The 13,766-nt window shown below is 65.9% G+C and carries 12 protein-coding genes and 1 pseudogene; 9 read left to right on the forward strand and 4 right to left on the reverse strand.

All coding sequences use genetic code 11. From position 1 onward, the window contains the following. Positions 1-8 precede the first annotated feature (8 nt). Positions 9-902, forward strand: coding sequence for a YihY/virulence factor BrkB family protein (locus ACYCVF_RS22655; RefSeq protein ID WP_459600415.1), 894 nt, complete (start codon positions 9-11; stop codon positions 900-902). Here the strand turns inward: ACYCVF_RS22655 and ACYCVF_RS22660 are convergent. Together ACYCVF_RS22660 and gluQRS are read right to left on the reverse strand one after the other, a co-directional pair. Further along, positions 829-2,100, reverse strand: a complete 1,272-nt coding sequence (locus tag ACYCVF_RS22660; protein WP_459600417.1) for an ATP-binding protein — start codon at positions 2,098-2,100, stop codon at positions 829-831. The two genes, ACYCVF_RS22655 and ACYCVF_RS22660, sit on opposite strands and share 74 nt — an antisense overlap. 56 nt (positions 2,101-2,156) lie before the next feature. After that, on the reverse strand, positions 2,157-3,059 hold the full coding sequence (gene gluQRS / locus ACYCVF_RS22665) for a tRNA glutamyl-Q(34) synthetase GluQRS (RefSeq protein WP_459600879.1): 903 nt from the start codon (positions 3,057-3,059) through the stop codon (positions 2,157-2,159). A 191-nt stretch (positions 3,060-3,250) separates the two neighbouring features. Between gluQRS and ACYCVF_RS22670 the strand changes: the two genes are divergently transcribed. Beyond that, on the forward strand, positions 3,251-3,904 hold the full coding sequence (locus ACYCVF_RS22670) for a DNA-3-methyladenine glycosylase family protein (RefSeq protein WP_459600881.1): 654 nt from the start codon (positions 3,251-3,253) through the stop codon (positions 3,902-3,904). Here ACYCVF_RS22670 and ACYCVF_RS22675 read toward each other — a convergent pair. Further along, positions 3,901-4,788 carry a LysR family transcriptional regulator gene (locus ACYCVF_RS22675; RefSeq protein ID WP_459600419.1) on the reverse strand — a complete coding sequence of 296 codons (888 nt, stop codon included), beginning with the start codon at positions 4,786-4,788 and terminating at the stop codon, positions 3,901-3,903. The two genes, ACYCVF_RS22670 and ACYCVF_RS22675, sit on opposite strands and share 4 nt — an antisense overlap. A 178-nt stretch (positions 4,789-4,966) precedes the next feature. Between ACYCVF_RS22675 and ACYCVF_RS22680 the strand changes: the two genes are divergently transcribed. The 6 genes and pseudogenes from ACYCVF_RS22680 (at position 4,967) to ACYCVF_RS22705 (ending at position 12,495) form a co-directional block, all read left to right on the forward strand. After that, positions 4,967-5,941, forward strand: a complete 975-nt coding sequence (locus tag ACYCVF_RS22680) for an NAD(P)H-dependent flavin oxidoreductase (protein ID WP_459600421.1) — start codon at positions 4,967-4,969, stop codon at positions 5,939-5,941. Positions 5,942-5,973: 32 nt separating this feature from the next. Continuing rightward, complete coding sequence (locus ACYCVF_RS22685; protein WP_459600423.1) at positions 5,974-7,158, forward strand: ABC transporter substrate-binding protein; 1,185 nt, start codon at positions 5,974-5,976, stop codon at positions 7,156-7,158. Positions 7,159-7,173: 15 nt separating this feature from the next. Next, a pseudogene (locus ACYCVF_RS22690) lies at positions 7,174-8,709 on the forward strand (acyl-CoA synthetase); the annotation flags it as partial. 161 nt (positions 8,710-8,870) lie between these two features. Further along, a complete protein-coding gene (locus ACYCVF_RS22695; protein ID WP_459600425.1) occupies positions 8,871-10,664 on the forward strand; it encodes a flavin-containing monooxygenase in 1,794 nt (597 codons plus the stop codon). A gap of 97 nt (positions 10,665-10,761) precedes the next feature. After that, a complete protein-coding gene (locus tag ACYCVF_RS22700; protein ID WP_459600427.1) occupies positions 10,762-11,736 on the forward strand; it encodes a peptidyl-alpha-hydroxyglycine alpha-amidating lyase family protein in 975 nt (324 codons plus the stop codon). A gap of 201 nt (positions 11,737-11,937) precedes the next feature. Further along, complete coding sequence (locus ACYCVF_RS22705) at positions 11,938-12,495, forward strand: HNH endonuclease (RefSeq protein ID WP_459600429.1); 558 nt, start codon at positions 11,938-11,940, stop codon at positions 12,493-12,495. 16 nt (positions 12,496-12,511) lie between these two features. On the opposite strand, the gene ACYCVF_RS22710 is transcribed toward ACYCVF_RS22705, so the two are convergent. Further along, positions 12,512-13,393, reverse strand: a complete 882-nt coding sequence (locus ACYCVF_RS22710) for a DMT family transporter (RefSeq protein ID WP_459600431.1) — start codon at positions 13,391-13,393, stop codon at positions 12,512-12,514. Between the two features lie 148 nt (positions 13,394-13,541). On the opposite strand from ACYCVF_RS22710, the gene ACYCVF_RS22715 reads away from it, so the two are divergent. Then, a complete protein-coding gene (locus ACYCVF_RS22715; protein ID WP_459600433.1) occupies positions 13,542-13,763 on the forward strand; it encodes a dodecin in 222 nt (73 codons plus the stop codon). The last annotated feature ends 3 nt before the right edge of the window (positions 13,764-13,766 follow it).

Raw genomic sequence — 13,766 nt, forward strand, 5'->3', positions numbered from 1 at the left:
GGTGACACGTGAAAGCCGTCCGCTACATCTACTGTGTGGTGATGGATGCGTTCTACACGTTTCTCGCCGATGACGGCTGGGCGATCGCGAGCCACATTGCTTTGTCGACCCTGATGGCGCTGTTCCCGTTCCTGATCGTGCTGACCTCGCTCGCCGGTGTCTTCGGCTCCAAGGAACTCGCCGACCAGGCCGCCAGCCTGATGCTCCAGATCTGGCCCAAGCAGGTCGCCGATTCGATCTCGGGCGAAGTGCATGACGTGCTGACCACCACCCGCACCGGCATTCTGACGGTGGGCGCGGCACTATCGGTCTATTTCGCCTCCAACGGTGTCGAGGCGCTGCGGGTCGCGCTCAACCGCGCCTATGCGGTGGTGGAGATGCGGCGCTGGTACTGGCTGCGGCTGGAATCGATTGCCTACACGCTGATCGCAGCCTTCACGGCCCTCGCGATGGCGTTCCTGATCATACTCGGTCCGCTGATCATCGAGGCCGCGCGGCGCCACATTCCGCTGTTCGTCGAATCCAACGAGAGCATTCTCACATGGCTGCGCTACGGCATCACCATCAGCGCGCTGGTCGTGGCGCTGTTCATCCTGCACGCCTGGCTGCCGGCGGGACGGCGCAGCTTCCTCCAGATCATGCCGGGCATCGTCTTCACGGTGGTGGCGTCGCTGGTCTCCGGCATCGTGTTCGGACAGTACCTGGCGCGCTTCGCCAACAACTACGTGACGATGTATGCGGGGCTGGCCTCGGTCATCATCGCCTTGGTGTTCCTGTATTTCATCGCGGCAATCTTCGTCTACGGCGGTGAACTCAACGCGGCGATCATCAAATCACGGCTGCCTCACGGCGTGTCGCTTCAAGCAGCGCAGTCGCTAAAGCCCGCGGAGACACAGGCTTGACCAGGAAGGCGTCGGCGCCAGCCGCGCGCGAAGCCGCCTCGTCCTCGCCGCGCCCGGACACGCCGATGATCGGGATCCGAGCCAACGGCGTCGGCAGCGCGCGGATCCGCCTGATGGCCTCGATACCATCGATGCCCGGCAGCACCATGTCCATCAGCACCGCGTCGAAAGCGCCCTGCTCCAGCCGGCCGACCGCGTCCTCGCCGCGCCCGATGAACTCGGCTTGATGGCCGAGTTCGGTCAGGATCGTGTTGAGCACGACGCGGCCGAACGGATTGTCCTCGACGCTGAGCACGCGCATCGACGCGACCTGATCCTCCGCCGCCTCGCCCTTCGTCGTGCGGGTCTTTGCCGATCCCGTGGCGTCCAGCGACACCGTCAAGGTGAAGGTGGCGCCGCCACCGCGACGCGGTGCGACGGTGATGCCGCCGCCCATCGCACGCGCCAACTGCTTGACCGAGGAGAGACCCAGGCCGGCGCCGCCGAAGCGTGAGGCAATGGTGACATTGGCCTGGGTGAAAGGGCGGAACAGCCGCTTGATCTCGGCCATGGTCAGGCCGATGCCGCTGTCAGACACCGCGAAGGCAACGCCGACCGTGCCTTTGGCTTTGCCCTTGTCCCTGGCGGAAGGCCGCCAAGGGGCCACCGCGAGCGCTACGCCCCCCTGGTCGGTGAATTTCACGGCGTTGTCGATCAGGTTCTCGAGCGCGGCGCGCAGGCGGACGGGATCCCCGACCACGAGTCCAGGGAGCTTCTCGGATATCTCGACCTCGGACTTCAAACCCTTGGCCGCGGCGCGGCCGGCCAGCGAATCGCCGGCGCTGCGGGCGAGCGTCCTGAGGTCGAACAGGTCCTGCCGAAGCGTGCCGCCGCTCCTGCCCGGCCCCTTGCCGGTTCTGGCGGCATCCACGAAGAGCGTGGCGAGGCTCGCCAGATGCTCGGCACCGGCCTTGATGGTGTCGGCCCAGCGCCGCTCGCGCTCGCCGAGATCGGACGTGGCGAGCAGGTCGCTGATGGCCAGGATGCCGGTCAGAGGGGTGCGGACCTCATGGGCAAAGGCCGCGAGCGCAGCCTGGACCACGTCCGGCGCGACCGTCCTGCTGCCGCGCTTGCGCGCCTTTCCGGCCGCCCCGGACCGCTTCCGAGGCGGTCGCCTGGACGTCCGTGTGGTGCGCGCTGGGCGCGATCTTGCCGCCATAGATCCCCTTCGAACCCGGCTGTCGGCCCCAACATGGCACGGCGGAACCCCCGGAGTCACGGCAGCCTTTGGCTAACCCCCAGAGAAACTTGACCTAATCCCACAAGCTGGCAGATGCCGCCCGGCGTGACGCCGGCGGCGCGCAACTCGCGCAGACCCGTCGCCCGGCTCGATTTCGACAGCTTGCGGCCGGTCTCATCGCAAATCAGCGCATGATGGCGATAGGCGGGTTCCGGCAGGCCGAGCAGAACCTGGAGCAGGCGGTGCACCGCCGTTGCATGAAACAGATCCCGCCCCCTGACCACTTCGCTGACGCCCTGGAGGGCATCGTCGACCACAACGGACAGATGGTAGCTGGTGGGCGTCTCCTTGCGGGCCAGGATGACGTCGCCCCAGACTTCCGGCTGCGCCCGGACGGTGCCGCGCTCGCCGTCCGGCCCCTCGCCGCGCTCGCCCCAGGTCAGGCGTGCGACGCGGCGGCAGGCGGCCGCCATGTCGAGCCGCAGCGCGTAAGGCGCGCCGGACTCGATGAGCCGCTTGCGCTCGCCGCCCGAGAGCGATTTCCCGTCGCCGGGATAGAGCGGCGCGCCGTCGGGATCGCGGGGCCACGGCCCGTTGGCCTCGCGCGCGGCCACCAGCTTTGCGATCTCGGCCCGGCTCTCGAAGGCAGGATAGACGAGGCCGAGCGCAGAGAGCTTGTCCAGCGCGGCACGATAATCCGCAAGATGCTCCGACTGCCGCCGCGCCGGGGTCTCCCAGGAGATACCGAGCCAGGCGAGATCCTCGTAGATCGCCGCCTCATATTCCGGCCGGCAGCGCGCCATGTCGATGTCCTCGATCCGCAGCAACAGCCGACCGCCGGCCTCTCGCGCGCGCTCGAAGTTGAGCAGCGCGGAATAGGCGTGGCCGAGATGCAGGAGGCCGTTGGGGCTGGGGGCAAATCGGAAAACGGGTGGCATCATGCGACAGATCTCGTCATGGCCGGGCTTGTCCCGGCCATCCACGTTCTTCGGTACGACACGGCGAGCGTGTCAAGATCTCGGACAGATACGAACACGGTCTCCCATGCTAGACATGCTCGGTGGCTAGAGAGACGTGGATGGCCGGGACAAGCCCGGCCATGACGCTGGAGAGAGCTAGCCAAGTTGCCATGACCATCCACCTCGAAACCCAATCCGACCTCGAAGAAGCCGTCCACGCGCTGATCAAGCGCGATCCGCGCCTCAGGCCCGTGTTTGAAATCGCCGGCATGCCGGCGTTGCGGCGGCGCGAGCCGGGCTTTGCGGGGCTTGCCCACATCGTCTGCGGGCAGCAGCTCTCGACCGCGAGCGCGGCGGCGATCTGGGGGCGGCTGGCCGCCGCCTTCGATCCGTTCGACCATGACTCCGTGCGACGCGCCCGCACCGACCGGCTGGGACGGCTCGGCCTCTCCGCCGCCAAGATCAAGACACTGAAGCACCTGGCGCGCGAGATCGCCGCCGAGCGGCTGAACCTCGACGTGCTGGCGGAGGAAGATGCCGATGCCGCCCATCACACGCTGATCGCGCTGCCCGGCATCGGCCCCTGGACCGCCGACGTCTACCTGCTGTTCTGCCTCGGCCACGGCGATGCCTGGCCGGCCGGCGACCTCGCGGTGCAGGAAGGCATCCGCATCGGGCTCGGCCTCAAAGCGCGACCGACGGAGAAACAGATGGCGCCGCTTGCCGAGCCCTGGCGGCCGCTGCGCGGCGCGGCGGCGCATCTTTGGTGGAGCTATTACCGCGCGGTGAAGAAGCGCGAGGGCGTGCTCGCCGGATCGAACTAGCCCCGCAGTTGCTCGCGGTCGGCACGGGCGCATTCGGCCACGAAGTCGATGACGGCACGCACCGCGGACAGTTCGACCAGGTCGGGATGCGCGAGCAGCCAGAGATCGGAGACGCTGACGAGCTTCTGCGGCGCGACGCGCACCAGGTCCGGATAGCTTGCGGCGACGAAGCAGGACAGCGCGGAAATTCCTATTCCCGCGCGCACAGCCGCCAGCATGTCGCCCTGCGATGAGCAGCGCATCACCACGGTGCCCTGGCGCGTGATCGCATCGCTCCAGCGCGCCAGTTGCGCGTTCGAATCCTGATCGGCAAAGCCGATGACGCTGTGTCCCTTCCACTCACTGCTCCGTTCCGGCAGGGGTCGGGCGGCAGCATAGTCGCCCGAGGCATAGAAGCCGGTGCCAAGACGGCCGATCTTGCGGCCGACCAGATTTTCCTCGCCGCTATCCACTGGGCGCAGCACGACGTCGGCTTCCCGGCGCCGCACGCTGGCCGGAAACGGATGGGTGATGATCTCAAGGCGGATGTGATCATGCGCGCTCAGAAAGGATCCCAGCCGCGGCATCAGCCAGTGCGAGGCCAGCGTGGCCCCGATCGACAGCTTGACCGTCCCGCGCGCCTTGCGCCCGCCAGCGCCGACGGCGGCCTCGGCGCGGAGTGCGGCGGCCGCCATCTCCCCGGCATGCTCGCGCAAAGTCCGGCCATCGGCGGTGAGCACGAATCCCTCGGCAGCGCGGGCCAGCAGCTTGGTGCCGAGTTGCGCCTCCAGCGCCGCGATCTTGCGGCTGACGGTCGGATGGCTGGCGTGCAGCCGCCGCGCCGCGGCGGTGAAGCTGCCGGTATCCGCCACCGCGACGAAAGTCTTGCAGAGATCCCAATCCACCGTCGGTTCCGTTCAAAGCTGAATACACGTATGTTCAATATTGAACGATCCCGCGCACGCCGTCCAACCCTATAGTGCGATCAAACCGCGAGGCGGAGCACCCGCCAGCGCGACAATCGACATGGAAGCGCTCACCTCGGCCGGAAGAACCGGCGATGCGCGTCGTCAGGAGGATCGGATGGCACTGCCTGCCCTGCTCAAGAACCAGCTGGAGCTGCCGGTCGTCGGCTCGCCGCTCTTCATCGTCTCCGGACCGGAGCTGGTGATCGCTCAATGCAAGGCCGGCGTCGTCGGCTCCTTTCCCGCGCTCAACGCCCGTCCAGTCGAGAAACTCGACGAGTGGCTGAGCCGTATCGAAAATGAGCTCGGGGAATATAGCTCGCTCAATCCCGGCAAGAAGATCGCACCCTACGCCGTCAACCAGATCTGCCATGCCTCCAACGACCGGCTGATGAAGGACATGGAGACCTGCGTCAAACACAAGGCGCCGATCATCATCACCTCGTTGCGGCCTCCGGCGGAGATCGTCGAGGCCGCGCATTCCTATGGCGGGTTGGTGTTCCACGACGTCATCAACGTCAAGCACGCCCGCAAGGCCGCCGAGCAGGGCGTCGACGGGCTGATCCTGGTCTGTGCCGGTGCGGGCGGACATGCCGGCACGCTGTCGCCCTTCGCGCTGGTGCGCGAAGTCAAGCAGTGGTTCAAAGGCGCGATCCTGCTGTCGGGTGCGATCAGCGACGGCTTTGGCATCGCCTCGGCGCTGACGCTTGGCGCCGATCTCGCCTATATGGGCACGCGCTTCATCGCGACGCAGGAAGCCAATGCCGACGAAGCCTACAAGTCCGCGCTGACGCAGCATGCCGCACACGACATCGTCTACACGAACCTGTTCACCGGCGTGCACGGCAATTATCTCGGCCCTTCGATCGCTGCCGCCGGGCTAGACCCGCATGATCTCCCGGCTGCCGACAAATCCAAGATGAATTTCGGCTCCGGCGGCAACATGAAATCGAAAGCATGGCGCGACATCTGGGGATCTGGCCAGGGCATCGGGCAGATCACCGATGTCCCGCCCGTCGCCGAGCTCGTCGACCGGATGAAGGGCGAATTCGATCAGGCCCGGCAGGAGTTCCTGATGCGCGTCTGCGCCTGACGGCTCGGATCGGCAAGATAACGGAGGATACAATGAAGCTTGCACCCGCACTGATCGGCCTCTCCCTGCTGGCGCTCGCCGGCGGCAGCGCGCATGCCGAAGGCGCCGACGAGATCCGCATCGGCCAGACATTGCCCTATAGCGGCCCGGCCTCGGGCTTCGGCGCGATCGGACGGACGCAGGAGGCCTTCTTCGAGAAGGTCAATGCCGAAGGCGGCATCAACGGCCGCAAGGTCAAGTTCATCACGCTGGACGATGCCTATTCGCCGCCGAAGACGGTCGAGCAGACCCGAAAGCTGGTGGAGCAGGACGAAGTCTTGATGATGTTCGGCTCGCTTGGCACCGCCACCAACAGCGCGGTACAGCGCTATCTGAACGGCAAGAAGGTGCCGCAACTGTTCGTGCTCTCGGGCGCGACGAAATGGGCCGATCCGCAGAAATATCCGTGGACCATGCCCGGCATGGCCGCCTACGAATCCGAGGGCGTGGTCTATGCCAAGCACGTTCTGCGCACCAAGCCGGGCGCCAAGATCGCCATCCTGTCGCAGAACGACGATTTCGGCCGCGACTATGTCGCCGGCTTCAAGCGCGCGCTCGGCGACAAGGCCGCCAGCATGATTATCGCCGAGCAGACCTACGAGACCAGCGCGCCGACGATCAGCTCGCAGCTCTCGACCCTGAAGTCATCGGGCGCCGACGTGCTGTTCGGAGTCGTGCTCGGAAAGTTCACCTCGCAGATGATCAAGGGCGTCGCCGAGATCGGCTGGAAGCCCGAGCTGTTCTTCGTGCCGACCTCGGCCTCGTCGATCTCGTTCCTGGAGCCGGCCGGGCTCGACAACGCCGTCGGCCTGATCTCGTCGAGCAATCAAAAGGACACAATGGATCCGCAATGGGCCAGCGATCCCGGCGTGAAGGAGTACTTCGCCTTCATGAAACAATACATGCCGAACGCGGACCTCTCCAACTCCAATTACGGGGCCGGCTACCACTACGCGACGCTGCTGATGACCGTGCTGAAGGCGTGCAAGGGTGATTTCAGCCGCGAGAACATCATGCGCCAGGCAGCCTCGCTGAAGGAGGTGAAGCTGCCGCTGCTGCTGCCAGGCATCGCCGTCTCGACCGGGCCAGACGACTATCTGCCGTTCCAGCAGCTTCAGCTCCGGCGCTTCAACGGCAAGAGCTGGGTGGGCTTCGGCGACGTACTCGACGATCGTTGACTCCAGCGGAACAAGGGACGGACCATGATCATCAGCGACGAACGCCGGATCGGCTATGACGAGATCCAGGCGCGCATTCGTCGGGCCGCCAACGGGCTTCGCGCGCTCGGCCTCGCCGAAGGCGCGCCGGTTGCCATGATGCTGCGCAACGACTTCGCCCTGTTCGAGGTGGTTGCGGCCTCGGCTGCGCTCGGCAGCCCCGTGGTGCCGATCAACTGGCACCTCAAGGCCGAGGAGGTCCGTTACATCCTCACCGACAGCGGCGCCAGGATCCTGGTCTGCCACGCCGATCTGCTGCCGCAGATCCGCGCCGGCATTCCCGAGGATGTCCGCCTGCTCGTCGTCGCGACACCGCCCGAGCTCGCTACGACCTTCGCAATTCCCCCCGGTCTGACCGAGGTCCCCGCCGGTTCGATGGATTGGGACCACTGGCGCGATGGCCAACCGGAAATGCAGGACCCGCCCCGCCGGGCGGCGGCGATGATTTACACTTCGGGGACCACGGGCATGCCGAAGGGCGTGCGGCGCATGCCGATGCAGCCCGAACAGGCGGCGGCTTCCGAGCGCGTCGGTGCAATCGCCTATGGCATCAAGCCGCGCGAAGATCAGGTCGTGCTGATCAACGGTCCGATGTATCATTCGGCGCCGCATTCCTACGGCATGATGGCGTTCCGCAACGCGTGCACCATCGTCCTCCAGCCGCGGTTTGACGCCGAGGAGCTGTTGGCGCTGATCGAACGCCACCGTGTGACGCACATCCACATGGTGCCCACCATGTTCGTCCGACTGTTGCGCTTGCCCGAGGCCGTCAGGCAACGTTTTGATCTGTCATCGCTGCGCTTCGTCGTGCACGGCGCGGCGCCCTGCCCGCCCGAGGTGAAGCGGGCCATGATCGAGTGGTGGGGACCGGTTATCAACGAATATTTCGGCTCGACCGAGACCGGCATCCCGGTGTGGCACTCGGCCGAGGAGGCGCTGAGAAAGCCCGGCACAGTGGGCCGCGCCATCGAGGGCGGCATCGTGAAGATCTTCCGCGACGACGGCAGCCTCTGCCGCGCAAGCGAGGTCGGCGAAATCTACATGCGCCAGACGGCGGTGCCCGATTTCGATTATCACGGCAAGGCCCAGGCGCGCGCGGAGGCCGGCCGCGACGGCCTCGTCAGCGTCGGCGACGTCGGTTATCTCGACGACGACGGCTATCTGTTCCTGTGCGACCGCAAGCGCGACATGGTGATCTCGGGCGGCGTCAACATCTATCCAGCCGAGATCGAGAACGTGCTGATCGCGATGCCCGGCGTGCGGGATTGCGCCGTGTTCGGCATCCCGGACGCGGAATATGGCGAGCAGTTGTGCGCCTGCATCGAGCCCGAAAGCGGCGCGCAGCTCTCCGCCGCCGCCGTGCAGGCTTTTCTCCGCGAGCGATTGGCCAACTTCAAGGTGCCGAAGGAGATCCGGTTCCTGGATGCGCTGCCCCGCGAGGCGACCGGGAAGATCTTCAAGCGCAAGCTGCGCGATCCCTATTGGACGGACCGGAGACCGGGCGGGCCTTAGCCGGCCGCGACCGAATCCGGGCTTGATGCGTCGCCGGGCATATACCGTCCGAGCAGGGCCGCATGCCTGCCTCGCTCGGATCACCGGGTTTTGGCGGGCGACGAAACCGTATAGCGTCAGCCTCAGAGGAAGACGCCGCGAAGACGGCCAAGAGGTCGCGCATGCTGGACAAGACCAAGGATATCTCCGTCTCCGCACAGGCCTGGCTCGATGAATTCGAGCGCGCCCTGGGCAAGCCTGATGGCGCTACCCTGAACCGCCTCTTCCTCGCCGACGGTTTTTGGCGCGATGTGCTGGCGCTGAGCTGGAACCTGCAAACAATCGCGGGCGGCGACACGGTCGTGCAGCAGCTGACGGCGCTCGCGCCCAAAGCCGCTCCGTCACACTTCAAGATCGCGCCCAACCGCGCGCCGCCGCGCTGGGTGACGCGCGCCGGCACCAACACCATCGAAGCCATCTTCGATTTCGAAACCGCCCTCGGCCGCGGCAGCGGCATCCTGCGGCTCGTACCTGACAGCACCGACGGCGACCGGTTGAAGGCATGGACGCTGCTGACCGCGCTGGATGAGCTCAAGGGCTTCGAGGAGCAGCTCGGCACCTCGCGGCCGCGCGGCCAAGCCTATTCGCGCGACTTCCGCGGGCCGAACTGGCTCGACCTGCGCGACGCATCGCGCGGCTATGCCGACCGCGATCCAGCCGTGCTGGTGGTCGGCGGCGGCCAGGCCGGGCTCGCGATCGCGGCGCGGCTGAAGCAACTCAAGGTCGACACGCTGATCGTCGATCGCGAGGCGCGGATCGGCGACAATTGGCGCAAGCGTTACCACGCCCTGACCCTGCACAATCAGGTGCAGGTCAATCACCTGCCCTACATGCCCTTCCCGCCTAGCTGGCCGGTCTATATCCCGAAGGACAAGCTCGCCAACTGGTTCGAAGCTTACGTCGATGCGATGGAGCTGAACTTCTGGACCGGCACGGAGTTCGAAGGCGGCGCCTATGACGAGGCCAACGGCCGCTGGACCGTGACGCTGCGCCGCGCCGACGGCAGCAAGCGCACCATGCATCCGCGTCACGTGGTGATGGCGACCGGCGTCAGCGGCATCGCCAACGTGCCCGATATCCCGACCCTCGGCAATTTCGGGGGCGCGCTGGTGCATTCCAGCCGTTACGAGGACGGCGAGAACTGGACAGGCAAGCGCGCGATCGTCATCGGCACCGGAAACAGCGGCCACGACATCGCGCAGGATCTCTATTCCAGCGGCGCCGAGGTGACGCTGGTGCAGCGCTCGCCGACGCTGGTCACCAATATCGAGCCGTCGGCCCAGCTCGCCTATGCGACCTATAATGAAGGCACGCTCGAGGACAATGACCTGATCGCGGCCTCGATGCCGACGCCGCTTGCGAAGAAGACGCATGTGATGCTGACCGAGCAATCGAAGGAGCTCGACAAGGAGCTGCTCGACGGCCTCGCGCGCGTCGGCTTCAAGCTCGACTTCGGCGAGGCGGGCACCGGCTGGCAATTCAAATACCTCACCCGCGGCGGCGGCTATTATTTCAACGTCGGCTGCTCCAACCTGATCGCCGAAGGCAAGATCAAGCTCAGGCAGTTTTCCGAGATCGAAAGCTTCGTCACGAACGGCGCGCGAATGACGGACGGCTCGACCATCGCAGCCGACCTCATCGTGCTCTCGACCGGCTACAAGCCGCAGGAATATCTGGTGCGACAATTGTTCGGCGATGCCATCGCCGATCGCGTCGGCCCGATATGGGGTTTCGGCGAGGGTTTCGAACTGCGCAACATGTATGCGCGCACGAAGCAGCCCGGCCTGTGGTTCATCGCCGGCAGCCTCGCCCAGTGCCGCATCAACTCGAAATACCTCGCGCTGCAGATCAAGGCGGTCGAGGAAGGGATTTTGGGGCGCGACGTAGACACACCCGTCATTCCGGGGCGCACGTAGCGCGAACCCGGAATCCATCCAACGCCGGGACATGCGGCCCGATGGATTCCGGGCTCGCGACTTCGTCGCGCCCCGGAAGACAGAAGGAGAGAACTTGATGCCAGCCATTCTCGGCAGCGGCGAGCACCGGTACCGCGTCGTCGAAAACTTCGCGAAACTGCCCGACGGTTGGCAGCTGACCGACGTCGCCTCGGTCGCGGTCGACAGCAAAGACCTCATCTACGTCTTCAACCGCGGCGCCCATCCGATGGTGGTGCTGGACCGCGACGGCAATTTCCTGCGCAGCTGGGGCGAAGGACTGTTCTCCCGCGCGCATGGCCTGCACATCGATGCCGACGACAATCTCTATTGCACCGATGACGGCGACCACACCGTGCGCAAATGCACCACCGACGGCAAGGTGCTGCTCACGATCGGCATTCCCGCAAAACCGGCGCCATTCATGAGCGGCGAGCCGTTCCACCGCTGCACCCACACCGCGCTGTCCCCGAAGGGCGATATCTACGTCTCCGACGGCTACGGCAATGCGCGTGTGCACAAGTTCACCCCCGACGGCAAGCTGCTCAAGAGCTGGGGCGAGCCCGGCACCGATCCCGGGCAGTTCAACATCGTGCACAATATTGCCACCGACGCCGACGGCTGGGTCTATGTCGCCGACCGCGAGAACCACCGCGTGCAGGTGTTCGACGGCGAGGGCAAGTACGAGACGCAATGGAACAATCTGCACCGGCCCTGTGCGCTGTGCTGCTGCGGCGGCAAGAGCCCGACCTTCGTGATCGGCGAGCTCGGCCCCGGCCTCGCCATCAACCGTAATGTGCCGAATCTCGGCCCGCGGCTGTCGATCGTGGACGCCAGGGGGAATCGCATTGCGCGGCTTGGCGGCGAGGAGGGCCCGGGCGTCGTCAGCGGCAAATTCCTCGCGCCGCACGGGATCGCGCTGGACTCGAGGGGCGACATTTATGTCGGCGAGGTCGGCGTCACCAACTGGGAGAGCAGCTTTCCAGACGAGGAGATGCCGGCCGCGGTGCGCACGACGCGCTGCCTGCAGAAGCTGGAGAGGGTACGGGAGTAGCTGCCACGGCAAGGCCCCCCGCAAGCCGGAGGCGGGTCCGGGCGCGCCGGGATCGCGGCTTTTTGAGCCAGCTTGCCACCCCGCTGCCGCATTGCTCGCGCTTGAATAAGGCGCTCAACGGGCTTCACAATCCCGTCACGCAGCATGTAGTATGTCACTACATGCTGCTTCGCAGCGTACATTGGAGGCCGGGAGCGTTACTTGAACGCACATGTCTCGCAAGGCAGTTGGCCGGTGTTGGTGCTGAATGCGGACTTCCGGCCGCTGAGTTATTACCCACTGTCGTTGTGGTCGTGGCAGGACGCGATCAAGGCGGTGTTCCTCGACCGCGTCAACATCGTTGCGCACTACGATCAGGCGGTGCGAAGTCCAACGCTGGAGATGCAGCTGCCGAGCGTCGTCTCGCTCAAGTCCTTCGTCAAGCCGACCACCCATCCCGCCTTCACCCGGTTCAACGTCTTCCTGCGCGACCGTTTCGCCTGCCAATATTGCGGCTCGCCTGAAGACCTCACCTTCGATCACATCGTCCCGCGCAGCAAAGGCGGCCAGACCACCTGGGAGAACGTGGTCGCGGCCTGCTCGCCGTGTAACCTGCGCAAGGGCAATCTCACCCCGGCACAGGCCAAGATGTTTCCGCGCCAGAGCGCGTTCGCGCCCACCGTGCACCAGCTCCATCGCAACGGCCGTCTCTTCCCGCCGAATTACCTGCACGACAGCTGGCTCGACTATCTGTACTGGGATACGGAGCTGGACCCGTAAGGCGAGCCTCCTCGCATTACCCCCGCTGCAGGGCGAGTGTCACGCCGCCGAGCGTGAGCGCCATCGCCGTCCATTCACGCAGGCCCAGCGGCTCGCCCAAAATGATGGCGGCGGACACCACACCGATCACGGGCACGATCAACATGCCGGTCGAGGCCGTGGTCGGCGGCAGACGACGCAGCGTCTCGAACCAGGTGACGTAGCAGATGCCCATCGGCACCAGCGTCATGTAGACGAAGCAGCCGAGCCCCAGCGGGGTAATCGCGGTGACGTCTGGACGCTCGAACGAGACGCCGAGGATCAGCATCGTGGCGCAGCCGAGCCCGACCTGCCAGGCGACGACGACCAGCGGCGGCATCGGCAGCGGCTTGCGGTTGAGCACGTTCCCGAGCGCGAACAGGATGGCGCAGAGCAGCGCCAGCACGATGCCCAGCAGCTTGTCGGCGCCGAACGCGAAGCCGTTGCCGCTCAGGAGCAGCGTGACGCCGGCAACGCCGAGGACGAGCCCGAAGATGTCCCTTGCGGCCGGCCGCGTGTGCAGCACCGGCCAGGCGAACAGCATCGCCCAGATCGGCATCGTATAGGCGAGCAGAGCGCCCTCGCTCACCGTCACATATTTCATCGCGACCGTGCCGAGACCCATCCAGGCAAAGACGTTGGTGAAGGTCGCAAACAGCAGCCGCGGGACCGCCTCGCGCGGAACGGCGAACGATTCCTTCCGACTCAGCACCAGAGCGCCGAGAATGAGCGAGGCGCAAACGCCCGCAAGACCGCGCGCGAACAGGGGCGGCCATTGCTGGAGCAGCAGCTTCATCAGCGGCCAGTTCAACGCCCAGCCGGAGGCCGTCACGCAGAGGCAGAGAGAGCCGATCGTCCTGTCGCGTTGCGCCGAATCCATCGATAGCGCTTAGCAGGCCGGCGCCGGCTGCTCCACCTCGGCTGGCGCATGCGCGCCATCACGGAGGACGGAACCGGACCGCCTGGCGCTCGTTCAAATGGGAGCACGCGCGCCCGCGCATGCCGCAGCGCAACCGAGGGAGGCCATCATGTCCGCAGCTGAGAAAGACCATGTCTACAAGATCCTGGACCTGGTCGGATCGTCCGAAACCTCTATCGAGGACGCGATCAAGAATGCGATCAGCCGGGCATCGAAGACCATTCGCGAGATGAAGTGGTTCGAGGTGGTGCAGACTCGTGGTCATATCGAGAACGGCACTGTCGGCCACTATCAGGTAACGTTGCGCGTCGGCTTCACGCTGGAAGAGTGAGGT

It is taken from the genome of Bradyrhizobium cedriense, assembly GCF_054602315.1.

Bases quoted from the DNA above. Each gene is read 5' to 3' on its own strand.
- ACYCVF_RS22680 (WP_459600421.1), top strand. From the start codon at position 4,967: ATGGCACTGCCTGCCCTGCTCAAGAACCAGCTGGAGCTGCCGGTCGTC.
- ACYCVF_RS22700 (WP_459600427.1), top strand. From the start codon at position 10,762: ATGCCAGCCATTCTCGGCAGCGGCGAGCACCGGTACCGCGTCGTCGAA.
- gluQRS (WP_459600879.1), bottom strand. From the start codon at position 3,059: ATGCCACCCGTTTTCCGATTTGCCCCCAGCCCCAACGGCCTCCTGCAT.
- ACYCVF_RS22695 (WP_459600425.1), top strand. From the start codon at position 8,871: ATGCTGGACAAGACCAAGGATATCTCCGTCTCCGCACAGGCCTGGCTC.
- ACYCVF_RS22710 (WP_459600431.1), bottom strand. From the start codon at position 13,393: ATGGATTCGGCGCAACGCGACAGGACGATCGGCTCTCTCTGCCTCTGC.
- ACYCVF_RS22660 (WP_459600417.1), bottom strand. From the start codon at position 2,100: ATGGCGGCAAGATCGCGCCCAGCGCGCACCACACGGACGTCCAGGCGA.
- ACYCVF_RS22685 (WP_459600423.1), top strand. From the start codon at position 5,974: ATGAAGCTTGCACCCGCACTGATCGGCCTCTCCCTGCTGGCGCTCGCC.
- ACYCVF_RS22715 (WP_459600433.1), top strand. From the start codon at position 13,542: ATGTCCGCAGCTGAGAAAGACCATGTCTACAAGATCCTGGACCTGGTC.
- ACYCVF_RS22670 (WP_459600881.1), top strand. From the start codon at position 3,251: ATGACCATCCACCTCGAAACCCAATCCGACCTCGAAGAAGCCGTCCAC.